Annotated in this window: 26 protein-coding genes and 1 pseudogene; 25 read left to right on the forward strand and 2 right to left on the reverse strand. The window is 36.6% G+C overall.

Annotation, left to right across the window (positions count from 1 at the left end):
* Positions 1-13 precede the first annotated feature (13 nt).
* The 14 genes and pseudogenes from JOC48_RS11040 (at position 14) to spoVM (ending at position 13235) form a co-directional block, all read left to right on the forward strand.
* Positions 14-895 (forward strand): YicC/YloC family endoribonuclease, encoded by an 882-nt coding sequence (locus tag JOC48_RS11040; protein WP_204499657.1) that lies wholly within the window; start codon positions 14-16, stop codon positions 893-895.
* A gap of 168 nt (positions 896-1063) precedes the next feature.
* A complete protein-coding gene (gene remA, locus JOC48_RS11045) occupies positions 1064-1324 on the forward strand; it encodes an extracellular matrix/biofilm regulator RemA (protein ID WP_204499659.1) in 261 nt (86 codons plus the stop codon).
* A 15-nt stretch (positions 1325-1339) separates the two neighbouring features.
* The gene (gmk, locus tag JOC48_RS11050) at positions 1340-1960 is read left to right on the forward strand and encodes a guanylate kinase (protein WP_204499662.1); all 621 of its coding nucleotides are present in this window, start codon (positions 1340-1342) and stop codon (positions 1958-1960) included.
* On the forward strand, positions 1957-2166 hold the full coding sequence (gene rpoZ / locus JOC48_RS11055) for a DNA-directed RNA polymerase subunit omega (protein ID WP_204499664.1): 210 nt from the start codon (positions 1957-1959) through the stop codon (positions 2164-2166). The genes gmk and rpoZ overlap by 4 nt, the downstream gene beginning before the upstream one ends.
* A 209-nt stretch (positions 2167-2375) precedes the next feature.
* A complete protein-coding gene (gene coaBC / locus JOC48_RS11060; RefSeq protein WP_204499666.1) occupies positions 2376-3581 on the forward strand; it encodes a bifunctional phosphopantothenoylcysteine decarboxylase/phosphopantothenate--cysteine ligase CoaBC in 1206 nt (401 codons plus the stop codon).
* Positions 3578-5986 (forward strand): primosomal protein N', encoded by a 2409-nt coding sequence (gene priA, locus JOC48_RS11065; protein ID WP_204499667.1) that lies wholly within the window; start codon positions 3578-3580, stop codon positions 5984-5986. The genes coaBC and priA overlap by 4 nt, the downstream gene beginning before the upstream one ends.
* Before the next feature lie 21 nt (positions 5987-6007).
* Complete coding sequence (fmt, locus tag JOC48_RS11070; protein WP_204499668.1) at positions 6008-6946, forward strand: methionyl-tRNA formyltransferase; 939 nt, start codon at positions 6008-6010, stop codon at positions 6944-6946.
* A gap of 1 nt (position 6947) precedes the next feature.
* Positions 6948-8306, forward strand: a complete 1359-nt coding sequence (gene rsmB, locus JOC48_RS11075; RefSeq protein WP_204499669.1) for a 16S rRNA (cytosine(967)-C(5))-methyltransferase RsmB — start codon at positions 6948-6950, stop codon at positions 8304-8306.
* 86 nt (positions 8307-8392) lie between these two features.
* Positions 8393-9166 carry a Stp1/IreP family PP2C-type Ser/Thr phosphatase gene (locus JOC48_RS11080; protein WP_204499670.1) on the forward strand — a complete coding sequence of 258 codons (774 nt, stop codon included), beginning with the start codon at positions 8393-8395 and terminating at the stop codon, positions 9164-9166.
* The gene (pknB, locus tag JOC48_RS11085) at positions 9160-11157 is read left to right on the forward strand and encodes a Stk1 family PASTA domain-containing Ser/Thr kinase (protein ID WP_204499673.1); all 1998 of its coding nucleotides are present in this window, start codon (positions 9160-9162) and stop codon (positions 11155-11157) included. Before JOC48_RS11080 ends, pknB begins: the two co-directional genes overlap by 7 nt.
* A 4-nt stretch (positions 11158-11161) precedes the next feature.
* Entirely contained in the window at positions 11162-12043 is an 882-nt protein-coding gene (gene rsgA, locus JOC48_RS11090) for a ribosome small subunit-dependent GTPase A (protein WP_204499675.1), read from the forward strand.
* Between the two features lie 2 nt (positions 12044-12045).
* Positions 12046-12693: a ribulose-phosphate 3-epimerase gene (rpe, locus tag JOC48_RS11095; protein WP_204499678.1), complete on the forward strand. Its 648-nt coding sequence runs from the start codon at positions 12046-12048 to the stop codon at positions 12691-12693.
* 35 nt (positions 12694-12728) lie between these two features.
* Positions 12729-12880, forward strand: a pseudogene (locus JOC48_RS11100) (thiamine diphosphokinase); the annotation flags it as partial.
* A gap of 274 nt (positions 12881-13154) precedes the next feature.
* Complete coding sequence (spoVM, locus tag JOC48_RS11105) at positions 13155-13235, forward strand: stage V sporulation protein SpoVM (RefSeq protein ID WP_204499817.1); 81 nt, start codon at positions 13155-13157, stop codon at positions 13233-13235.
* Positions 13236-13273: 38 nt separating this feature from the next.
* Here spoVM and rpmB read toward each other — a convergent pair whose 3' ends face one another.
* Positions 13274-13462 carry a 50S ribosomal protein L28 gene (rpmB, locus tag JOC48_RS11110; RefSeq protein ID WP_204499682.1) on the reverse strand — a complete coding sequence of 63 codons (189 nt, stop codon included), beginning with the start codon at positions 13460-13462 and terminating at the stop codon, positions 13274-13276.
* Between the two features lie 324 nt (positions 13463-13786).
* Between rpmB and JOC48_RS11115 the strand changes: the two genes are divergently transcribed.
* The 11 genes from JOC48_RS11115 (at position 13787) to rnc (ending at position 24725) form a co-directional block, all read left to right on the forward strand.
* Positions 13787-14149, forward strand: a complete 363-nt coding sequence (locus JOC48_RS11115; RefSeq protein WP_204499685.1) for an Asp23/Gls24 family envelope stress response protein — start codon at positions 13787-13789, stop codon at positions 14147-14149.
* A 138-nt stretch (positions 14150-14287) separates the two neighbouring features.
* Positions 14288-15958 carry a DAK2 domain-containing protein gene (locus JOC48_RS11120; RefSeq protein ID WP_204499687.1) on the forward strand — a complete coding sequence of 557 codons (1671 nt, stop codon included), beginning with the start codon at positions 14288-14290 and terminating at the stop codon, positions 15956-15958.
* Positions 15959-16374: 416 nt separating this feature from the next.
* A complete protein-coding gene (gene sdaAB, locus JOC48_RS11125) occupies positions 16375-17037 on the forward strand; it encodes an L-serine ammonia-lyase, iron-sulfur-dependent subunit beta (RefSeq protein ID WP_204499690.1) in 663 nt (220 codons plus the stop codon).
* 50 nt (positions 17038-17087) lie between these two features.
* Positions 17088-17972 carry an L-serine ammonia-lyase, iron-sulfur-dependent, subunit alpha gene (gene sdaAA / locus JOC48_RS11130; RefSeq protein WP_204499818.1) on the forward strand — a complete coding sequence of 295 codons (885 nt, stop codon included), beginning with the start codon at positions 17088-17090 and terminating at the stop codon, positions 17970-17972.
* A 5-nt stretch (positions 17973-17977) separates the two neighbouring features.
* Complete coding sequence (gene recG, locus JOC48_RS11135) at positions 17978-20011, forward strand: ATP-dependent DNA helicase RecG (protein WP_204499819.1); 2034 nt, start codon at positions 17978-17980, stop codon at positions 20009-20011.
* 145 nt (positions 20012-20156) lie between these two features.
* Positions 20157-20729 carry a transcription factor FapR gene (gene fapR / locus JOC48_RS11140; RefSeq protein WP_204499692.1) on the forward strand — a complete coding sequence of 191 codons (573 nt, stop codon included), beginning with the start codon at positions 20157-20159 and terminating at the stop codon, positions 20727-20729.
* Between the two features lie 3 nt (positions 20730-20732).
* A complete protein-coding gene (plsX, locus tag JOC48_RS11145) occupies positions 20733-21737 on the forward strand; it encodes a phosphate acyltransferase PlsX (protein WP_204499695.1) in 1005 nt (334 codons plus the stop codon).
* A gap of 1 nt (position 21738) precedes the next feature.
* A complete protein-coding gene (fabD, locus tag JOC48_RS11150; RefSeq protein WP_204499697.1) occupies positions 21739-22683 on the forward strand; it encodes an ACP S-malonyltransferase in 945 nt (314 codons plus the stop codon).
* Complete coding sequence (gene fabG, locus JOC48_RS11155) at positions 22683-23423, forward strand: 3-oxoacyl-[acyl-carrier-protein] reductase (RefSeq protein ID WP_204499699.1); 741 nt, start codon at positions 22683-22685, stop codon at positions 23421-23423. The genes fabD and fabG overlap by 1 nt, the downstream gene beginning before the upstream one ends.
* A 195-nt stretch (positions 23424-23618) precedes the next feature.
* On the forward strand, positions 23619-23852 hold the full coding sequence (locus JOC48_RS11160) for an acyl carrier protein (protein ID WP_204499702.1): 234 nt from the start codon (positions 23619-23621) through the stop codon (positions 23850-23852).
* Positions 23853-24035: 183 nt separating this feature from the next.
* Positions 24036-24725, forward strand: coding sequence for a ribonuclease III (gene rnc / locus JOC48_RS11165; RefSeq protein ID WP_204499705.1), 690 nt, complete (start codon positions 24036-24038; stop codon positions 24723-24725).
* A 92-nt stretch (positions 24726-24817) separates the two neighbouring features.
* Here rnc and JOC48_RS11170 read toward each other — a convergent pair whose 3' ends face one another.
* Positions 24818-25039: a DUF1128 domain-containing protein gene (locus JOC48_RS11170; protein ID WP_204499707.1), complete on the reverse strand. Its 222-nt coding sequence runs from the start codon at positions 25037-25039 to the stop codon at positions 24818-24820.
* Positions 25040-25050 lie beyond the last annotated feature (11 nt).

A 25050-nucleotide genomic window follows, 5' to 3' on the forward strand; every position in this document is an offset into this window, starting at 1 on the left:
GGATGTGATAATTATGGTACGGAGTATGACAGGATATGGTCGTGATGTCATTTCTTTTAATAATTCAACTATTACAGTTGAAATTCGAAGTGTTAATCACCGATTTTTAGACATATCAACTAAAATTCCTCGTTATTTAATTGATATCGAGGAAGACATGAAGAAAATGATGAAGAATTATTTTTTACGAGGAAGGTTTGATGTATTTATAACGATTGACGGTGAAGGTTTTGTGGAGCGTAATTTAGTTATTAATTGGAGTTTAATGGACCAATACATAAGCCATTTAAGAGAAATAAAACGACGATACCAGCTAGCTGGTGAAATTCCAGTTGATACGGTAACACAGATAGAAGACCTTTTTACCATCCAAGAAACGGAACAGGAATCTGATTCGTTAAAGCAGGCTATACTAACTGCTATAGAAAATGCATCACAACAAGTATTAGAAATGAGAGAAAAAGAAGGTAACGAATTAGTAAAAGATCTTCGTACAAGGATAGAGTTAATTAATTCTACAGTAAAAAAGTTGGGAGAAAGACGAGATATTGTTATAATAGAATATCGGGAGCGAATTTTAAATCGATTGGAGCAATATTTAAAGGAAGAACTAAGAAGCGATGAGTCTAAAATCTATCAAGATGTTGCAGTATTAGTTGAAAAAGGAGATATTACGGAAGAAGTTACACGCATAGACAGTCATATCAATCAGTTTTTAGATACAATTAAACAACAAGGGGCGATAGGGAGAAAGTTGGATTTTATCTTACAGGAGATGCTTAGAGAAATAAATACAATTGGTTCAAAATCAAATGATGTTCTGATTAGCCAGTATGTCGTTACCATAAAAAGTGAAATTGAAAAGGTTAAAGAACAAATTCAAAACGTGGAATAAACTTTTTTTGTTTTCGAAGAAATGAAAAGTGTACTATAATGATTAAAGGTATTCGTAAAATTCGGATAAAAAGAAAATAAGAAAATGAAGCTACAGCTGGTGGATTTTTCATATCATAAATAATTTTAAATAAAGGTATAGTGTTTTTTAAAAAAGGGGGAAACACCATTGAGTTTACGACTTATTAACATTGGATTCGGAAATGTTGTCTCAGCTAATCGGGTTATTTCTATTGTTTCACCAGAATCTGCACCAATTAAACGAATTATTACAGTAGCTAGAGACAATAATAAATTAGTAGATGCTACATATGGAAGAAGAACGAGAGCAGTAATTATTACAGATAGTGATCATGTTGTTTTATCTGCTGTCCAACCAGAAACAGTAGGAAACCGTGTCATTAGTCATGAAGAGATCTCTGATGAATAGCTAGGAGGAAATATGTTGATTGAAGAGAAAGGGATTTTATTTGTTTTGTCAGGACCATCAGGGGTGGGTAAAGGAACTGTAAGAAAAGCCCTTTTTGAAAAAGATACAGATTTGAAATATTCGATTTCGATGACTACTCGCCCTATGAGAGAAGGGGAAGAGGAAGGCATTGATTATTTTTATCGGACCAGATCAGAATTTGAAGACATGATAAACAACAACAAGCTTCTTGAATATGCCGAATATGTCGGGAATTACTATGGTACACCACGCGATTATGTAGAAGAAACGTTGCAATCAGGCAAAGATGTCTTTTTAGAAATCGAGGTCCAAGGAGCCTTACAGGTAAAAGAAAATTTTCCTGAGGGAGTGTTTATCTTTTTATTCCCTCCAAGTCTGGAAGAATTAAAAAATCGTATCATTAACCGTGGAACGGAAACAGAAGAACTTGTAAGAAATAGGCTACTTGCAGCTAAGGAAGAAATTGAAATGATGGATGCTTATGATTATGTCGTTGTTAATGATCGAATTGACTCAGCAGTTCATAAAGTTCAATCCATTGTCAGAAGTGAACATTGTAAACGAGAAAGAGTAGCTAAACAGTATAAAAAGATATTGGAGGCTGATTTAGGATGATGTTAGAACCTTCCATTGACAAATTACAACTGAAAATTAATTCAAAATATACGCTTGTAACTTTGTCTGCTAGGCGTGCAAGGCAAATACAAGAAACAAAACAACATCAGTTGGAACGTCCAACGTCTCATAAATATGTTGGTATTGCTTTAGAAGAAATACAGGCTGATAAGTTATCTTATGTTTCTGATGATGATGATGAATAACTTTTTCAATAGACTCTTATTAAAAAGTCGCGTCTGAATATTAACTTTTAATGTCGGGTTATTGGTACAACAATGATATTTTTATACTTTAGGAATTTATAAGTTATGCTGATTGAAAGTATTTCACTTACTCCTCGCTTGCAAAATTGCTGGCGAGGTTTTCTTCTAGTGATAGAAATTGTAGCTGATAAGTGAAAGGAGAAATAACAATGCTTGAAGGCAAGAGGGTAGTATTAGGGGTTACTGGTGGGATAGCAGCATATAAAGCATGTGCCCTAACAAGTAAATTAACTCAAAAGGGGGCAGAAGTTAAAGTTATTATGACAGAGAGTGCTATGAAGTTTGTGGCACCACTTACATTTCAAGCATTATCTAGAAATCCTGTTTATACGAATACATTTGATGAAAAAGATCCCGAAAAAATAGGGCACATTGATATTGCTGATTGGGCTGATTTATTTATTATTGCACCTGCAACTGCAAATATGATCGGGAAAATTTCGAATGGAATTGCAGATGACATGCTTTCGACAACTTTATTAGCAACTCAGGCTACTGTATATATAGCACCGGCAATGAATGTAAACATGTATGGACACCCAGCGGTAAAAAGAAATATGCAAACACTGGAAGAATGGGGCTATCGTTTTATCGAACCAGGTGAAGGTTACCTTGCTTGTGGGTGGGTAGGTAAAGGTCGATTAGAGGAGCCCGAAACAATGATTGAAGCTGTGGAAAAAGATATGGAGTCTTCGTATCTATTAAAAGGAAAGAAAGTATTGATTTCAGCGGGTCCAACAAGAGAAAAAATTGACCCGGTTCGTTTTTTTACGAATCATTCCACAGGAAAAATGGGCTTTGCATTAGCTGAGGAAGCTGCTAGATTAGGAGCAGAGGTGACGTTAGTATCAGGACCTGTTCAGCTAGAAACACCTAGAGGGGTGTATCGTGTCAATGTAACGTCAGCAGCAGAAATGTATGACCAAATGCTTGTTCATTATCCAGGTAAGGATATAGTTATAAAATCAGCTGCAGTGGCTGATTATCGCCCTGTTCAAACCTTCGATAAAAAACTAAAAAAACAAAAGGATCAATTAGCGGTTGAAATGGAAAGAACTACCGATATTCTTAAAGAGCTTGGTAACAAGAAGGACAAACAATATTTAGTAGGTTTTGCAGCAGAGACAAATGATGTCATTGATTATGGAAAAACGAAATTGGTTTCAAAAAATTTAGATGCAATTGTAATCAATGATGTAACCGTTGAAGGCGCTGGTTTTGCAAGTGATACAAATCAAGTCATCTATTTAAATAGCCGTGGTATAGAGAAACATTTAGCAATAGCTTCCAAAAAAAATATAGCTAGAAAGCTATTTGAATTAATTAATGAGGATTTAAAGGATGAACCGAAGTGAATATTGCAAAAGTTGTAGTTGATGTTCCAGCTAGTCAAACTAATCGTGTTTTTGATTATTTAATCTCAGAAAAATTTCTTGGAGCAGTTCAACCTGGGATGCGAGTAATTGTTCCTTTTGGTCCAAGAAAAATAATGGGTTTTGTTTTAGAAATAACCAATCATTCAGATTTTCATCATTTGAAAGAGATTCATGATTTAATGGATGTTACTCCTGTATTAACAGATGAACTACTCGAATTAGGTAATTGGCTATCAGAAAAAACACTGAGCTTTTACATATCGGTTTTTCAAGCGATGCTACCTCAAGTGCTTAAGGCAAAATACAAAAAAGAATTACAACGATTAACAGAGGAAGCATTACCTGAAAAATTGGAAGAAATCTTTGCAGGTAGAGATCGCATGGATTATGAAGAATTTTTGCAAAGAAACGGCAATTTACGAATATTACAACAAGTAATTCAAGAAGGTTTAGTCGAAATTCATTACCAAGTCAAATCCAAAGAAACGATAAAAAAAGAAACAATGATTTCTCCGAATAAACAGCTATTTTTTTTAGAGGAAGCTTTGGCGAATTTACCAAAACAAGCAGTAAAACAAAAGCAGATGTTGTTGTATTTCCTGAAAAATCCAGAAGTTGTTAGTCAGAAGCAGTTACTCTCAGATCTTCAAACAACAAGATCAACGGTCAAATCATTGCTAGACCAAGACTTACTAAAAGAATCCAAACAGGAAGTTTATCGAAATCCCTATAAACAGGAAAATTATCCCAAAACATTACCATTAGAGCTAACAGATGATCAAAAACAATCCATACATCCTATTTTACGTGCGATTGAGAAAGCCTATCATGAAGTTTTTTTGCTTCACGGTGTTACTGGTAGTGGAAAAACAGAAATTTATTTACAATCGATCCAAGAAGTGTTAAACCGAGGCGAGGAGGCAATCGTACTGGTTCCTGAAATATCTCTAACCCCTCAAATGGTGGAACGGTTCAAAGGAAGGTTTGGTTCAGATGTTGCAGTTTTACATAGTGGGTTGTCACCAGGTGAAAAATATGATGAATGGAGAAAAATCCAACGTCATGAAGTAAAGGTTGTTGTTGGGGCACGTTCAGCAATCTTTGCACCATTTGAAAATATCGGCATCATTATTATTGATGAAGAACATGAGACAAGCTATAAGCAAGAGGACCACCCACGTTATCATGCTAGAGATGTAGCGATTTATCGAGGGAAAAATCATTCATGTCCGGTCGTACTAGGTAGCGCAACACCGTCATTGGAAAGTTTTGCAAGGGCTAAAAAAAATATTTATACACTGTTAACGATGCCTAATCGAATGAACAAAATGTCAATGCCAGCAGTTAAAATTGTCGATATGAGAGATGAATTACATGCGGGAAACCGGACGATGTTTTCAAGAGAATTAAAAGCAGCAATCGAACAAAGAATGAATAAGAAAGAGCAAATTGTTCTATTTTTAAATCGTCGTGGGTATTCAACTTTTGTTATGTGTCGAGACTGTGGATACGTAATGGAATGCCCTCATTGTGATATAGCCTTAACCTATCACAGAAAAAACGAGCGATTAAAGTGTCATTATTGTGCATATGAAGAAGCAATGCCACAGCTTTGTCCATCATGCGAAAGTGATATGATTCGATATTTTGGAACTGGTACACAAAAAGTTGAAGAAGCTTTACAGCAATTGATACCGGAAGCAAGAATAATACGCATGGATATAGATACGACAAGAAGAAAAGGTTCGCATGAAAAATTGCTTAATCAATATGGAAGACATGAGGCAGATATTTTACTAGGTACACAAATGATAGCGAAAGGGCTTGATTTTGCAAACGTAACTTTAGTCGGAGTTCTTGCGGCTGACTCTTTATTACATATACCTGACTTTCGTGCTGCAGAAAAAACATTTCAGTTAATTACTCAAGTTAGTGGTAGAGCGGGTAGGCATAAATTGCCTGGTGAAGTAATCATCCAATCTTATACACCCGAACACTATAGTATACAGTTAGCTAGTAAGCATGATTATAATAATTTTTTTGTGAAGGAAATGGAGATTAGAAAAGCATTTCAATATCCACCTTATTATTACCTAACATTAATAACGGTTTCTCACCCGAATCAAGTAAAGGTTCAAGAGGTAGTAAGGACAATCTCCCAGCTTTTACAAAAACATTTATCTTCTCATTCAAGAGTATTGGGTCCAACACCAGCACCACTTTCGCGAGTCAAGGATAGATATCGTTACCAATGCATGGTAAAATACAAAAATGAGCCAAAACAAAAGGAAATACTAAAGAAAATATTAGACTATTATCAAGATGAAATGCAGAGAAATGATTTATTCATTCAAATTGACTTACAACCATATCAACTTATGTAAAAAAACAGAAAGGGGTTGCTCATGAAAAGAATTGTGTTTATGGGAACACCGGATTTTGCTGTTCCTGTTCTCCAGCAACTAATGAAAGACAATTTTGATGTCGTATTGGTCGTTACGCAGCCAGATCGACAAAAAGGAAGAAAGCGAACTTTAACCCCTCCACCAGTTAAGGAAGAGGCGGAAAAACATGGGATTCCAGTTTTTCAACCCGAAAAAATTAAAAACGAATATTCGTTTGTTTTAGAATATAAACCAGATTTAATTGTAACAGCAGCTTTTGGCCAAATTTTGCCGAAGGAGCTATTAGAAGCTCCACCTTTCGGATGCATTAATGTACATGCTTCCTTGCTACCCGAATTGCGTGGTGGTGCTCCAATCCATTACGCGATACTCCAAGGGAAGAAAGAAACAGGAGTAACTATTATGTATATGGTAGAACAGTTAGATGCAGGCGATATCATTTCTCAAAAGAAAGTTCGTATTAACGAACAAGATCATGTAGGTACATTACATGATAAGCTTGCTGAAGCTGGAGCAGAGCTTTTACATACAACTTTGCCAGACCTTTTTGACAACAATATTAAACGTATCAAGCAGCAAGATAAATTAGCTACTTACGCCTATAATATTAAGCGAGAGCAAGAAGAAATTAATTGGGAACAAACGAGTGCACAAGTCTACAATCATATACGCGGATTACACCCTTGGCCAGTAGCTTTTACAAAATTGGATGGACAAACATTGAAGGTATGGTGGGGTGAACAGGTAGGAGATACGTTTCCATCTAACCCAGGTGAAATCGTAAAGGTAGAGGAAAACGGTTTTATTGTTGCTTGCGGAGATCAACGAGGGATTAGGATTACTAGTTTACAGCCTTCCGGTAAAAAAAGAATGAGTTCAGAGGATTTTCTGCGTGGTGCAGGAAGCAACTTAGAAGTAGGAAAAAGGTTAGGAGAGTAATATGACAAAATATTTACTACGAAATACAGCTCTAGATATTTTGGTCCGAATAGATGAAGGCGGAGGATTTAGTCACTTACTCATTGATCAAGCCATCAAGAAAAAAGGCTTAAATAGCAGGGATGAAGGATTGTTAACAGAAATTGTATACGGAACCTTACAACGAAAGCTAACATTAGAATACTTTCTTTCCCATTTTGTAGATAAGAAAAGGAAACTTGCACCTTGGGTTAATATGTTACTATACATGTCTTTGTATCAAATGATCTATCTAGACAAAGTACCAGACCATGCAATTATTCATGAATCGGTGGAAATCTCAAAAAAAAGAGGGCATCGAGGTATATCTGGGTTAGTGAACGGAATATTACGAAATGTCCAACGAAAAGGCGTTCCCAATGTGGACAAAATAGAAGACTCGGTAAAGCGGCTAAGTATAAAAACAAGTCATCCCACTTGGTTAACAAAGCGTTGGATGAATATGTACGGTATGGATATAACGGAGGCAATTTGTGAGACGAATTTAACACACAAGCCAATCAGTGTGCGAATCCAACCAATGAAAATAAATAAACGCGACGCAGTCACCCAGTTAGAGGATGAAGGGTTTGAGATAGAGGAATCTATTTTTTCAGATCAAGGTCTTGTTGTTAATAAAGGAAATATTTTGCATAGCACTCTGTTCAAAAATGGATACTTGACCATTCAAGATCAAAGCTCGATGTTGGTCGCTGAAATGATGGAAGTAGAAAAAGGAATGACTGTTTTAGACGCCTGCAGCGCTCCAGGTGGAAAGACTACGCATATTGCTGAGAAAATGTTAAACGAAGGCAATATTCATGCCTATGACTTACACGATAAAAAAGCGAAACTAGTGAGCAAAAAAGCCTTGCAGTTAGATTTAACAATAATCGAGGCTAAGCAAGCAGATTCAAGGGAATTAAATCATTACCATAAAAATGATACCTTCGATCGCATATTAATAGATGCACCTTGTTCAGGATTAGGTGTTTTACGTGGGAAGCCTGATATCAAATATAATAAAGCAGAGTCGGATATCGAAAAGTTAGCTTCTATTCAACTTGAATTGTTGGAAAAAATCTCTCCGTTATTAAAAGGTGATGGAAAGATCATTTATAGTACATGTACGATTGATAAAGCAGAAAATGAAAAAGTCGTCCAACAATTTCTTACTAATCATCCGGAATATCAGATTGATGAAGGATTTTTTGATGAATTACCAGAAGCACTAAGAAATTCTATTGGCGTTACCGAATGGGGTTTGCAGCTTTTCCCACATGAATTTAATACAGATGGATTTTTTCTTACAAGAATAACAAAACAAATAGAAACGGAATGAAAATAAATCATTTTCGTTGTCTATTTGTAGAGGAGAAATAAAACTCTTGTCTTTTGTTACGAGTATAAGAGGAGCGGGGTGAGACAATGAATGGCTACTTTTTAACAGATAAAGGTCAAGTAAGGGATCATAATGAGGATGATGGTGGGGTATTTCTTAATCAAGATAAACAAATGTTAGCGCTTATCGCTGATGGGATGGGTGGACATAATGCAGGTGATATTGCAAGCAAAATGGTTATTCAAGAGTTGAGTGAAAAGTGGAAACAGACAACTACTTTTGACTCCCCAGGTGAAGCGGAGAGCTGGCTTTCAGAATCTATCTTGCATGTTAATAATGATGTATATGAATATGCCCAGGCACATGAAAATTGTGTTGGAATGGGAACCACTATTGTAGCTGTTATCTGTTCGCCAGATTTTATAACAATTGGTCATATCGGAGATAGTAGATGTTATTTGTTTAATAATCAGGGATTTAACCAGATTACAGAAGATCACTCGCTAGTAAATGAATTAGTTCGTGCTGGTCAAATATCGAGAGATGATGCAGAATACCATCCACGCAAGAATGTATTGTTAAAGGCATTGGGAACAGAAAAGGATGTTCACGCTGATGTACAAACAATTGGATGGGAAAAAACGGATAAGTTGCTTTTATGTTCTGACGGTCTCTCGAATAAATTGGCTGAAGAAGAGTTACAACAGTTTATTAACAGTTCACAACCGATAGATGAGACAGCAAGAGAACTCATTGAACTGGCTAATGAACGAGGTGGGGAAGATAATATTTCTTTAGCACTTATTCATTATCATCATACGATTGAAGATTCACAAAAGGAAGGTGAATCTACGTGCTAGATGGTCGACTACTAAATGAAAGATACAAGATTAAGAAAGCCATTGGTGGCGGAGGGATGGCGAATGTATACCTAGCTAGAGACACCATACTAGAAAGAGATGTTGCAATAAAAGTTTTACGGTTAGAGTATGCCAATGATGAAGAATTTATCGCTCGATTTCACCGAGAAGCACACTCTGCAACCAGTTTATCACACCCGAACATTGTTAACATCTATGATGTTGGAGAAGAAGATAATATTTATTATATGGTCATGGAATATGTCGATGGAATGACATTGAAAAAATACATACAATTATATGGACCAGTTGAAGTTCAAGAAGCAATTGATATAATGAAACAAGTTACATCTGCAATATCTCATGCCCATGCGAATGATATCGTACATAGAGACATTAAACCTCAAAATATTTTGATTGATCCTTTTGCTCGGGTGAAGGTTACAGACTTTGGAATAGCAGTAGCTTTAAGTGCCACTTCACTAACGCAAACAAACTCTGTTCTAGGATCCGTTCATTATTTATCCCCTGAACAAGCAAGGGGTGGAATGGCCAATAAAAAATCGGATATTTATTCGTTAGGTATTGTCTTTTTTGAGCTATTAACAGGGAGATTACCTTTTTCGGGTGAATCGGCAGTATCTATTGCCCTAAAGCATTTACAAAGTAATACGCCATCCATTAAGAGGTGGAATCCAAATTTACCTCAAAGTGTAGAGAATATTGTTTTAAAAGCTACAACGAAGGATCCTTTTTATCGTTATGACGCTGTTTATGATATGGAAGATGATTTAGATACAGCACTTGATCCTAATAGAGTTAATGAGTCATTATTCACCCCGCCATCCGATAATGAAGAAGCTACTAAAGCAATCCCGATTATTACGGATGAAACTTTTAAGGAACACAAATCTACTCAAGATACCATTGTTCACTCTTCTAATCCACCTGTAAACAATATGACTAGTGAGGAGTCAGTAGGAAAGAAAAATAGGAAGAAGCCATTTATTTGGATTTCTGTCATTTTAGTAACATTGTTTGCTGCAGGTTTTATGGCATTGTTTATACTTCCAAATTGGCTTCAACCAGATGATGTGATTGTCCCAGAGCTGGAGGGGGAAGAATATGAAGAAGCTGTTAGTGAACTAGCAGCATTAGGTTTTCAGGTGAACCGAGAAACGATGTTTTCAGATGAAGTTCCTGAAGGTTATGTGATAAGAACTAATCCACCATTCGGCACGACGTTAAAAGAAGGTACAGAGGTTACTATCATATCAAGTAAGGGAAAAGAAAAAGTAACGTTTTCTAATTATGTAGGACGAGATTTCAGCCAAACCGAAAGACAATTGTTGCAAAATGGATATAAAGATGTGATATCTTCCTATCAGACGTCCGATCGACCAGAAGGTGAGATTATCAGTCAGATACAGCCTCAACCAGATACAGAGGTAGTACCTGAGGATACGAATGTTATTTTTGTTGTGAGTGAAGGGCCAGAAAGTGTAACACTAGTAAACCTCAAAGGGATGACGGAGCAAGAAGCACTTGAATACCTTGAAAGTAATAATTTGAATGGTGAAATAATAGAAGAGAATTCAGATGAAGTAGAAGAAGGGAAAGTAATTCGTCAAAGTCCTGTAGCTAATAGTGAGGTAGAGGAAAAATCAACAATTGAAATCGTTATTTCAATCGGTCCTGAAGAAAAGCCACCAATTACGCATGCGGTGACAGTAATGGTCCCTTATACGGGTAATCAGGAAACAACTCCAGAAGGTGAAACGAAGTTAGAAGAGCAGGAAGTTCGCATTTATGTAGACGATTTGGAAAATGATTTGTCCGAATTGCACGAACAAGAAACGATAACCGAGGACACGGAATTCCAAATTCGTTTATTAATTCCACCAGATGGAAAAGGGGAATACAAAGTAGAAAGAGATGACCAAGTATTAGTTCAAAAAACTGTTCGATACGAAGATTTGGAGGATGAGTGAATGAATGCCTGAAGGTAAAATTGTTAAAGCATTAAGTGGTTTTTATTATGTTCAAACTGAAGATAGCGTGTTTCAATGTAGAGGCAGAGGTGTTTTCAGAAAGAATAAAGTGAATCCACTAGTCGGAGATTACGTTGAATTTGAAGAGAGTAACATTGGGGAAGGGTATATCATTGATGTGAAACCAAGAAAAAATGAATTGATTCGACCACCTATTGCCAATATCGATCAGGCAATCATTGTGGTTTCTGCTACACAGCCTGGATTTAGTCCTTCATTGCTGGATCGATTCCTCGTGCTAATTGAGTCGAAGCATATAGACCCTATTATTTTTATTACTAAAATGGACATGGTCAAACAAGCTGAAGTGGAAAAAATCAATACGTACAAAGCAAATTATCAAAAAATTGGCTATCCTGTTGTGTCGTTATCAACGAAAGACTCAGAACTACTTTCAGAAGCACAAGCTTATTTTAAAGATAAAATTTCTGTTATCGCTGGTCAATCAGGTGTTGGTAAGTCTTCGTTGTTAAATGCAATCAACCCCACTTTGAGTTTAGAAACCAATGAAATCTCAGAGAGCTTGGGGAGAGGAAAGCATACGACAAGGCATGTTGAACTATTAGATATGAATGGTGGTTTGGTTGCTGATACGCCGGGGTTTAGTTCATTAGAATTTAATGATCTTGAACTGGAGAATTTACCTGACTGTTTTCCGGAAATGAGAGAGTTAAAGGCAGATTGTAAATTTAGAGGCTGTATGCACAATAAAGAGCCTAAGTGCGCGGTCAAAGCAGCCGTGGATGTGAATGAAATACCTTCCTATCGTTATGAACATTATTTACAATTTTTTGAGGAGATACAAAACAGAAAGCCGAGGTATTAATTATGACAAAAATTGCACCTTCTATTCTTTCAGCTGATTTTGCAAATTTAAAAAGTGAAATTGAGGATGTTGAAAAAAGTGGGGCTGATTATATTCATGTTGATATAATGGATGGTCATTTTGTTCCGAATATTACAATTGGCCCACTAGTTGTTGACGCGATTCGACCTGTTACTTCTTTGCCACTAGATGTACATTTGATGATTGAAAATCCTGATATATTTATACCAGAGTTTATCCGTGCTGGTGCAAATATTATATCGGTTCATGTTGAAACGTGTCGGCATTTACATCGAACGATTCATGCTATAAAAGAAGCAGGTGTTAAAGCGGGGGTAGTCATTAACCCTGCAACATCTGCTGATATGATCAAGCCGATACTGCCCGATGTTGATCTTGTTTTGTTCATGACGGTTAACCCTGGATTTGGAGGACAATCATTTATCCCTTCAGTCTTAAATAAAGTGAAGCAAATTGTACAATGGCGAAAGGAAATGAATCTTCATTTTGAAATTGAGGTTGACGGTGGAGTGAATCAAGATACCTCTAAATTATGTAAAGAAGCGGGTGTTGATGTTTTAGTTGCTGGAAGTGCAATTTTTAATAACAAAGATCGTGAGAAGGCAATTAAAGTAATTCGAAATGCTTAATGTGGATTTCGTATCTGAGGGGACTATCGTTACGTTATATATCTTTTCTACCTTTTTAAAAGAAGTAATTGGTATAACATTAAGTAATTTCTACTATAAATTTACTAATGATACTATTTTGTGGGGCTCAACTCTTTGTATTTCTAATAAACTTCTCAAAGAAAAAGGTACTTTTTCTTTTAAGTAAGGCATATTAATAGTAATAAAGAGTAGAGATGTACTTATTTAGGGTTATTATCATATGATACTCTAAAGTGATTTTTACCACGGTGTTATGCCTCTTACAGTGAATCACACCTTAGGTTCAGAAGCTTGGAGGGTAAAGGCAATCTTTCTGGGATTGGTGCGAAAGTGGACGCTAACACCTTATAGGTACAGCATACTTTCTTTTGGTTCGAATAGATTTTTCCAACAGAAAGTAGCTTCACTTTATCGCTATTCGGAAAAGAGGAGGGGTTCTCATGAAATTCTATACCATAAAACTCCCAAGGTTCATAGGTGGTTTTGTACGCGTAATTATGGCTACATTTAAGAAAGATTAACAAAAAAAGCACCCTGAGGGTGCTTTTTTTGTATGTCACTATACTCGTTCAACTTTACCAGATTTCAATGCACGAGCTGAAACATATACACGTTTAGGTTTTCCATCAACCATAATACGTACTTTTTGTACGTTAGATTTCCATTTACGTTTATTAGCGTTCATCGCGTGAGAACGAGCGTTACCAGAAGTGGTTTTTCGTCCAGTTACAACACATTTTCGTCCCATAATATCCCTCCTAGCATGTATAACTTCACATACTTATACAATTTATCATAGGTACAATAATATTGCAATCTTATTTCCTGTAGTCCAATTGTTTTGTAGTTTGAAATTGGGGGAATAGTGCTTATAAATCCTAAAAGATTTTCAAAAAAGGAACGAACTTGACAGAAATAAATTTTTCATACATTGTATAGAGGGGTTTTTACATACTATAACAATAAAAATACTAGCTTGGTTCTTGAATTCAGCCCATGTAAATGCTTTCATAATTTTTGATGATATAGTAAAATTGCTTTAATATAGGTTGATAGTCGAGGAGGATTAATTATGTCCATAGAACTTCATACAAATGATGGCCATGTAACTATTACAAATGAAGTAATAGCAACTGTTGCAGGAGGAGCGGCAATTGAATGTTATGGCATTGTTGGAATGGCTTCAAAAAATCAACTAAGAGATGGGATTGCTGAAATTCTTCGTAAAGAAAATTTTTCAAAAGGTGTGGTTGTTCGTCAAGACGGAGATAATATCCACATCGATATGTATATTATCGTTAGTTATGGTACTAAAATTTCTGAGGTAGCAAATAATGTTCAGTCACAAGTAAAATATACATTAGATAAAACATTAGGTTTGTCCATTAGCTCTGTTAATATCTATATTCAAGGTGTAAGAGTGGCTCAAGAATAATACATTTGGACTAGTTTCAGTATGTTGTCCTCGTCCTCACCTTACACTTTCAGAAATGATTAGGAAGTCGTTGAGAGTATAAGGAAAACTAAGGCTTGGCGATAAGCCTTAGTTTTTCTAAGAAGGAGGAAGTTGTCAGTGACGGTTCGCACATTAGATGGAACTACTTTTGCAGAAATGGTTCTTTTAGGATCACAACATTTGATGAACAATGCCAAGATGATTGATGCTTTAAACGTATTCCCTGTTCCAGATGGAGATACAGGAACAAATATGAATTTATCGATGACATCAGGTGCTAATGAGGTAAGGAAAGTCAATTCGGACGATGCAACCGATGTGGCCCAATCCTTATCGAAAGGATTACTTATGGGTGCACGTGGTAACTCAGGTGTAATTTTATCTCAGTTGTTTCGTGGCTTTGCCAAAGGTGTAGAGGGAAAGAAGACGTTAACAACACAAGATTTTGCAGATGGACTGGATGTTGGTGTTAAAACTGCTTATAAGGCTGTTATGAAGCCAGTAGAAGGTACAATATTAACCGTTGCAAAAGACACTGCTAAAAAAGCCCAAGGCGCTGCCCAAAATTCCGATGATTTTGTAGAGTTTATGGATGCAGTGTTAGAAGCAGCAAAGCAGTCTTTAAAGCGAACTCCTGAATTGTTACCTGTCTTAAAAGAAGTAGGTGTCGTTGATAGTGGTGGGCAGGGCCTTGTCACCATTTATGAAGGATTCTTAGCTTCATTAAAGGGAGAAAAACTACCAGAAACAAATGCTAACTCTGTCGATATGAACGACATGGTTAATGCTGAACACCATAAGTTAGCTCAAGACTTTATGCATTCGGATGACATAGAGTTTGGTTATTGTACAGAGTTTATGGTGAAGTTTGAGGATGAAAAATTGGCTAATACACCATATAATGAAGAGACTTTTCGCAATGAGTTAAGTGAATATGGGGACTCTCTTCTAGTTGTTTCAGATGATGAAATAGTAAAAGTCCATGTTCATGCAGAGGAACCTGGAGAAGTGTTGAATTTAGGGCAACGTTATGGCAGCTTTATCAATATTAAAGTGGAAAATATGAGAGAACAGCATTCCACCATTGTTGGTGGTGATAAAAAGATACAGGATGTAAAACCGAAAGAAAAATCAGAATATGCTATTGTTTCTGTTGCGATGGGAGAAGGTGTAAAACAGCTTTTTGAAAGCCTTGGTTCTACGGTTGTGATCCAAGGTGGACAGACAATGAATCCAAGTACACAAGATATTACAAATGCTATTAAAGAAGCAAACGCAAAAAATGTTATCCTTCTTCCTAATAATAAAAATATTGTAATGGCAGCAGAGCAGGCTGCCGAAATTGCAGAAGAGAATGTGGTCGTTGTTCCAACAAAAACAATTCCTCAAGGCATGAGTGCACTATTAGCATTTCATCCAGACATGAATCTAGATGAAAACAAGCAAAGTATGGAAGAATCAAGCCAATTAGTAAAAACTGGCCAAGTTACTTATGCAGTTCGGGATACTCAAATTGATGGAATGATGATTGAAAATGGTAACTTCATGGGATTGGCAGACGGGCATATAAAAGCTACTGATAAAGATAAATTGCAAGTATGTAGGCAATTGTTAAATGAGATGATTGATGAGGATGACGAAATCATTACCATTTTACAAGGCGAAGATGCCAGTGATGAGGAAATAGAAGAGATAGAAAAGTATCTTGAAGAAAATTATGATGAAATCGAAATGGAGGTCCACAAGGGTAACCAGCCAATTTATTCGTTCATTTTTGCGATTGAGTAAGAATCAGTTTTTTCTTTTCGAGTTACCTTTCAATAAAGGAACGATATGTCGTAAAAAACGCTCGGTCAATTGACCGAGCGTTTTTTACGCTTACTTCGTTTTTTACTACACAATTGACCTATAATGCGACATAACTGCAATGTTGATTTCCGCTATGGGCAGTCGCTTTCCGCGGGCAACGCTTCAACTTCCTCGGAAGAAAACCACTTCCTGCGGGATTTTCAGCTGTTGCTTTTCCCGCAGGAGTCGACTGCCCTACGCCTCTTATATAAGCAATTTTTTTATATGCGTTATCAGACCATGTGAAAGATGGGAGTTATTGTAAAGTAATCTAGTACTATCCAATTACTTTACTTTCTTTTTTAAATAGTCAAACGTTATACTATTAGTAGAATGTAATAATTGGTGGTGTAGAGATGAAGTATAAATCCGTTTTTGATATCATCGGTCCAGTAATGATAGGACCGTCTAGTTCACACACAGCAGGTGCAGCTAGACTCGGTAGAGCTGCACGAACACTTTTTGGTCAAGAACCAACTTGGGCAGAGATATATTTATACGGTTCATTTGCCAAAACCTATAAAGGACATGGTACTGATGTTGCAATAGTAGGAGGTTTACTAGGATATTCCACTGATGATAAAAGAATTTCTAACGCATTAGAAATAGCAGAGAAAAATGGTTTGAACATTCGTTTTCATGAAGATGAGGCCTCAACAGAACATCCAAATACTGCAAGAATAAAGATTGGAAATGAAAAGAGTGAATTAGAGTTAGTTGGGATTTCTATAGGTGGAGGTAAAGTAGAAATTACCGAGCTAAATGGTTTTGAACTTCATTTATCAGGGAATCATCCAGCCATTTTGGCTTTACACAATGACCGATTTGGAGCAATTGCATCAGTTACTCATATTTTGGCAAAGTACCAAATTAATATTGGTAGAATGGAAGTTGCTCGAAAAGATGTAGGTGAAGAGGCAATGATGGTGATGGAGGTTGACCAGAATGTTGATGATTCTATTCTTAGGGAATTAGAACGCGCAGATCATATATTGCAAATAGCTAAAATTGTTGATTAATACATATATGCTAAAAAAAGTCGTGAGCCAATATATAAGGAGTGGTAACAATTTTTCGTAATGTTGCGGAACTAATTAATATTACCGATAAAAGAAATACCTCGATTTCAGAAGTAATGATTCAACAAGAAATGGATATTTCAGAAAAGTCTAGAGAAAAAGTCATAGAACAGATGGAAAATAATTTATCTGTTATGGAAAAAGCAGTGGAAGATGGTCTGAAAGGAGTCAAATCACGATCTGGACTTACCGGAGGAGATGCAGTATTGTTACAAAAATATATGAAAGAACAAAATCCTCTTTCTGGTCATTTGCTCCTTGATGCAGTTAGTAAGGCTGTAGCTACAAACGAAGTAAATGCTGCGATGGGAACGATTTGCGCAACTCCAACAGCAGGAAGTGCAGGTTGTGTTCCAGGAGCACTGTTTGCTGTAAAAGAAAAGATAAATCCTACTAGAGAACAAATGGTTCGTTTCTTATTTACGGCAGGTGCATTTGGTTATGTGGTAGCGAATAACGCATCCATTTCTGGTGCTGCAGGTGGTTGTCAGGCGGAAGTAGGGTCTGCTGCTGCAATGGCCTCTGCTGCAGTTGTTGAAATCGTTGGTGGAACTCCTCAGCAGAGCGCGGAAGCATTCGCAATCACATTAAAGAACATGTTGGGGCTTGTTTGTGATCCAGTAGCTGGACTGGTCGAAGTCCCCTGTGTGAAACGGAATGCTGCAGGTGCATCTAATGCTATTGTATCTGCTGATATGGCACTAGCAGGTATTACTAGTAGAATTCCGTGCGATGAAGTTATTGGTGCAATGTTTCGTATTGGTCGGACGATGCCAACTACGTTAAAAGAAACAGCAGAGGGCGGATTAGCTGCTACTCCAACAGGACGAGCATTAACTTCTAAAATATACGGAATTCATGTGGAGAAAGAGTGAGAAGATTGTTGAATGAATCAGTTATTAACATTAAAGGAGTAGGGGAGAAACTCGAAGAAGCATTGATCGAAATGAATATTCATTCGATAGAAGACCTACTTTTTTATTTTCCTAATAGATATGATAATTATCAAATAAAGCCCTTGCATGAATTGGTACATGATGAAAAGGTGACAATTGAAGGAGAGGTTATCGGAAATCCTTCCTTAACTTTTTATGGCAGGAAAAAGTCGAGACTAGTCATCAGTCTTCAAGTAGAACACATGGTGGTAAAGGGGATTATGTTTAACAGACCTTTTGCCAAAAAACAGTTACACCCCGGAGATATTGTGACGTTAACTGGAAAGTGGGATCAGCATCGTCTTCAAATAACAGTTAGTAATTATAAAAAAGGCCGTGCTAAAAGTCAGGATGCGATTCAACCTATCTATTCATTAAAAGGAAATGTCACAAATAAACAATTTGTTAAATTAGTGAAGACAGCTATCCAGTTGTACGGAAACTACGTTGAAGAAATATTACCAGATACGTATTTGATGAATTATAAGTTGCCGAATAGAGAAGATGCGTTAAGACAAATGCATTTTCCTACTAACTTTCAGATATTGAAGCATGCTAAGCGAAGGTTCATTTACGAGGAATTTTTGTTATTTCAGTTAAAAATGCAATGGATGAAAAAACGAAAAAAAGAAGCAACTATTGGTAATAGTCAAAACTATGATGAGCAAAAATTGAGTACTTTTATTAAAAAATTGCCGTTTACATTAACTGGTGCACAACAGCGATCATTAGATGAAATATTGGTGGATATGAAGTCGCCAAACCGAATGAACCGTCTTTTACAAGGAGATGTAGGTTCTGGAAAGACTGCAGTTGCAGCCATTAGTTTATATGCGTCTATCACCTGTGGAAAACAAGGTGCTTTAATGGTGCCAACAGAAATATTAGCGGAACAACATTATCAGTCGTTAAAAGAGATGTTCGAAGGGTATGCATCTGTTGCTTTATTAACTGGTTCTATTAAAGGAAAAAATAGAAAGGATATTTTGTCTAAAATCCATGCTCACGATGTTGACTTGGTGATCGGTACACACGCTCTTATCCAGGATGAGGTTGTTTTTTCTGATTTAGGAATGGTAGTTGTAGATGAACAACACCGATTTGGGGTGAGACAACGTCGAACATTAAGAGAAAAAGGGCTATATCCAGATGTATTATTTATGACTGCAACACCAATACCAAGGACACTTGCAATTACTACGTTCGGCGATATGGATGTTTCACAAATTGATGAAATGCCTAGTGGAAGAAAGGAAGTTGAAACGTATTGGGTAAAGGATAACATGTTAGATAGAGTTTTAACATTCATAAAAAGGGAAGTTCAACAAGGGTATCAGGCTTATGTTATTTGTCCTTTAATTGAAGAATCAGATAAGCTGGATATCCAAAATGCTGTGGATTTATATCATCAACTACAAACCTATTATGAACCTGAAATAAAGGTTGGTTTAATGCATGGGAGGTTACACGTAGACGAAAAGGAAGAAGTCATGCATCAATTTTCAATGAACGAAATTCAGGTACTCGTTTCAACAACAGTCGTTGAGGTAGGTGTCAACATTCCCAATGCAACCGTGATGGTTATCTATGATGCAGAAAGGTTTGGTCTTTCCCAGTTGCATCAGTTAAGGGGGAGAGTTGGTAGAGGTGACGCACAAAGTTATTGTATTTTAGTAGCTGATCCTAAAGGGGAAGTTGGAAAAGAAAGAATGCGAATCATGACTGAAACAACGAATGGTTTTGAATTATCTGAACAAGATCTACAGCTAAGGGGACCTGGTGATTTTTTTGGGAAAAAACAAAGCGGGTTACCTGACTTCAAAGTTGCAGATGTAGTACATGACTATCGGGCGTTAGAGACAGCGAGAAGGGATGCACAATCCATTATTCAATCAGAATTACTACATGATAAATTATATGAAAAGTTACACGCATTATTAAAACAAGATGAACAGTTAAACGGGGATGCTTTAGATTAAGTAGAAACTTGCATAATTTCATGACGTATTATATATTACTATTAGTACCTAGTCATAATTACTTGTAATAATAATTTGTGATGTCTTACTTTGACCAAAACATTCTTTAATCAACTGATTAAGATGTAAATGGACGGTGTATACAATGAAAAGAAGTAAAAAAGATAGACAGCATCTATTACAACAAACAATAGAAGATATGCCGTTTATTACAGATGAAGAATTGGCAAAACGGTTTGGGGTAAGTATTCAAACGATTAGGTTGGATCGTATGGAGCTAGGAATTCCAGAACTAAGGCAAAGAATTAAGTCTGTTGCTACGTTCCAATGGAATGAGAAAGTAAAGGCATTATCTATTGATGAAGTTATTGGTGAAATTATAGATTTGGAGCTAGATAATCGTGCTATCTCCATTTTAGATATCGGGCATGAACATGTTTTTTCCAGAAATAAAATTGCAAGAGGGCATCATTTATTTGCACAGGCCAATTCTCTTGCAGTGGCTGTAATAGATGATGAGCTTGCTTTAACAGCAGGAGCTGAAATAAAGTTTACCAGACAAGTAAGTGAAGGAGAACGTGTAGTTGCAAAAGCAAAGGTTTTAAGTACGAACCGAAAAGATAGGACGAGTGTTCAAGTAGAAAGTTATGTAGATAGTGAAAAAGTATTTTCAGGATTATTTGAAATGTTTCGTTCAAATGAACAAAAAGGAGATTAAGCAATGAAAATAGCGGTTGATGCCATGGGTGGAGATCATGCACCGAAAGAAATAGTTTTAGGTGCGGTTGAGGCGGTTCAATCTATTTCTGATCTTGAAGTTACATTAATTGGTAACAAAGATAAAATTAACCCTTTTTTATCGGATTCACCTAGGATAAATATTATACATACAACAGAAGTTATATCTAGTGAAGATGAGCCTGTTCGAGCAGTGCGTCGAAAAAAGAATGCTTCGTTAGTATTAATGGCTAATGAAGTAAAAGAAAACCGCGCTGATGCTTGTATTTCAGCAGGAAACACAGGAGCATTAATGAGTGCAGGTCTTTTCATTGTCGGTAGAATAAAAGGAATTGATCGGCCTGCTTTAAGTCCGACATTACCGACAAAGGATGGAAAAGGTTTTTTATTACTAGATGTTGGGGCGAATGTGGATGCTAAAGCTCAGCATTTACTTCAATACGCCATCATGGGGAACGTTTATAGTCAAAAGGTGAGAGGAATTTCTTCCCCAAGGGTTGGATTATTAAATGTCGGTACGGAAGAAGGCAAGGGGAATGATTTAACTAAAAAAGCTTACCAATTGTTGAAGGAAGGGCCGATTCAATTTGTAGGAAATGTGGAAGCTCGTGATCTGCTTGATGGAGCCGCAGATGTTGTCGTAACAGATGGATTCAGTGGCAATATTGCATTAAAAACAATTGAGGGAACTGCTTTACATCTATTTTCAATGATTAAAGGAACATTAATGTCTTCTTTTAAAACAAAGCTAGCTGCAGGATTAATTAAATCAGATTTAAAAGGCTTAAAAAATCAATTAGACTATTCGGAATATGGCGGAGCCGGTTTGTTTGGCCTAGCAGCTCCTGTTATTAAAGCGCATGGTTCTTCTAACAGCCGAGCAATATACAATGCAATAAAGCAAGCCTGTCATATGGTTGAATATAATGTAACTGGAACGATACAAGAGACGGTTGATCAAATGGATTTGGCACAAGAGGAGGAATAGCATGAAGAAGGTAGCGTTTATCTTTCCGGGACAAGGTTCGCAGGCGGTAGGTATGGGACAAGCAATGTATGACACTTTTCCTGAAGTTAAGGAAACTTTTGATAAGGCAGATGACACATTGGGTATAAGCTTGACAGACTTAATGTTTAACGGTCCTAATGAAGAGCTGACAAATACAGAGAATGCACAACCTGCTTTATTATTAACAAGTGCTAGTATAAATGCTTTACTAAACAAACAGGGTATTTATCCAGTAATGACTGCAGGGCATAGTTTGGGTGAGTATAGTGCATTAGTAGCTGCCGGATCTTTATCAATCGAAGAAGCACTGCCGTTGGTTAGAAAAAGAGGTCAGCTTATGGAACAAGCATACCCAAAAGGAAAAGGCGCAATGGCGGCTGTATTAGGAATGAAGCAGGATGAAATGGAAGCAGTACTGAGTGAATTGGACTTGAAGGAGGAAGTGGTAGATATAGCAAATCTGAATTGTCCAGGTCAAATCGTAATTTCTGGAACTAAACAAGGAGTTGAACTAGCATCTACTCACTTAAAGGATAATGGTGCTAAAAAAGTAATTCCTTTAAATGTAAGTGGTCCTTTTCACTCATCCTTAATGAGACCTGCAGCTGAGCAATTTACGGGTGAATTACATAATGTAACTATTTCGAATGCTGACATCCCTGTTTTTGCTAATGTTACAGCACAATCAGTAACCGATAAGGAAAAAATTGTTGAACTATTAGTAGAGCAGCTCTACTCACCAGTTCGATTTGAAGAAACGATTGAAAATATGTTAAAAGAGAATGTAGATGCAATTGTAGAAATCGGTAATGGAAAAGTGTTAACTGGTCTTGTAAAGAAGGTTAATCGAAGAACGAAAACTTTTACAATACAAGATCCTGATTCACTTCAGACGTTTATTGAATGGTATAAGGAGGAATCCTAATGTTACAGGGAAAAGTGGCTCTCGTTACTGGGGCATCAAGGGGAATAGGTAGAGCGATTGCGTTAGAGTTAGCAAAACAAGGTGCAAAAGTTGCCGTTAATTTTGCTGGCAGTGAAGATAAAGCGCAGCGCGTAGTGGAAGAGATACAACAGCTAGGTTCAGAAGCAATTAAGGTTAAAGCTAATGTGTCATTAGAAACAGATGTAAAAGATATGATTAAACAGGTTGTCAATGAATTTGGCAGTTTAGACATTCTCGTTAACAATGCAGGTATTACAAGAGATAATTTGTTAATGAGGATGAAAGAAGAAGAATTTGATGAGGTCATCCAAACTAACTTAAAAGGGGTTTTCCTTTGTACCAAAGGTGTTACAAGACAAATGATGAAGCAAAAAAGTGGTAGAATTATCAACATTGCTTCTATTGTTGGAGTTAGTGGTAACCCTGGACAAGCGAATTATGTTGCAGCTAAAGCTGGTGTAATCGGATTAACAAAAACAACAGCAAAGGAATTAGCTTCAAGAAATATACTAGTTAACGCGATTGCTCCCGGTTTCATTGAAACGGATATGACAGATAAATTGTCTGAAGATCAGCAATCAGGAATAATGGACATGATTCCTTTGGCTAAGCTAGGAAAGGCTGAAGATGTTGCTCGTGTCGTTCGTTTTCTAGCATCCGAAGATTCTAACTATATTACAGGACAAACCATTCACGTTGATGGCGGAATGGTAATGTAGTTATATAAAGCGGAGGCGACTGTTCAGGTCCGCGTGTATAAGCAAGACACCGTAAAGTGTCCTGGTCTTTAGGACACATGAGGTGAATTGCTTATATCACCGAGGACCTAGGAGCCGCAGCTAGCCTAATATAAAGCGGAGGCGACTGTTCAGGTCCGGGTGCTTTTTTAAACTTTGAAAGGGGGTGAAGTCACGATGGCAGATACTTTAGAACGCATAAAAAAAATAATCGTTGATCGCTTAGATGTTGAGGAATCAAAAGTAACAATGGAAGCTTCATTTAAAGACGATTTAGAGGCAGATTCCCTTGATGTAGTTGAACTAGTAATGGAACTTGAAGATGAGTTTGATATGGAAATTTCTGATGACGATGCAGAAAAAATTCAAACGGTAGGCGATGCTGTAAATTACATAAACAGCAATCAGTAACACTACTTTAAATAATTAAAAGAGCTTTTATTGTTATATACAGAAAAGGGCTGTTCCAAAGAGGAGTAGACTCCTCAATTACAACTGTTAATGGTTAAAAAATTCATGGATGTTGTAGTTAGAACGAGGAAGTCAGATCCTCTGGGATAGCCCCATACTGTTTTCTAGAATGGATGTGAAAACATGGATTTTTCGATATTACAACAAAAACTAGGTATTCAATTCAATAATGAAAGTTTGTTAAAACAGGCTTTCACCCATTCATCCTATGTGAATGAGCATCGTAAAAAATATTCTCAAGATAATGAAAGACTGGAGTTTCTAGGTGACGCGGTTTTAGAGTTAGGTGTTTCACAATACCTGTATAAGGAATATCCAAAAATGGCAGAGGGAGAGCTTACAAAGCTTCGAGCATCGATTGTATGTGAACCTTCACTAGTTAGCTTTGCGAATGATATTGACTTTGGTCAATACATTTTACTCGGTAAAGGTGAGGAATTGACAGGTGGAAGAAACAGACCAGCTCTTCTTGCGGATGTATTCGAATCGTTTATTGGAGCGTTATACTTAGATAAGGGCTTTGGTGACGTCATTACATTTTTAGAGCAATATGTTTATCCAAAAATAGATACAGGTGCTTTTTCCCATGCGATGGATTATAAGAGTCAATTGCAAGAAGTTATACAACAAAACAAAAATAATATCATTGAGTATGCAATTGTAGAGGAACGAGGACCAGCTCATAACCGCGAATTTGTAGCTGAAGTGAAGGTTAATTCTAAAGTAGTAGGTACCGGGATCGGACGAACTAAAAAAGAGGCGGAACAACGCGCAGCTAAAAAAGCATTAGACGCAACAAATAATAAAAACTGACACGCTAAAATAGCAGGTGTCAGTTTTTATTTTCATATTTTCTGTATAGATTGTCATCATTATTGTTCATCAGCCTTAAGTTAGCACTGCGTTTACTTTCTGCTAGAAGCTAACTCTTCAACAAATGCTTGTGTTTCCGCAACACTAAGTTGTCCTTTTTGTTTAATTAAATCATATAGGGACTTAAGTTCATCATATTTTTCTAAGTCATAATCATCCGGATCCATAATTGATCGATTAACAACTTTTAAATGATCAGCAATTTCGTTAATAATAAATGCTAGGTTTTCTTTTGTCGGTTCATTTAAACTCATGTAAACACTCC

It is taken from the genome of Aquibacillus albus (genome assembly GCF_016908325.1).
Lineage (GTDB): Bacteria > Bacillota > Bacilli > Bacillales > Amphibacillaceae > Aquibacillus_A > Aquibacillus_A albus.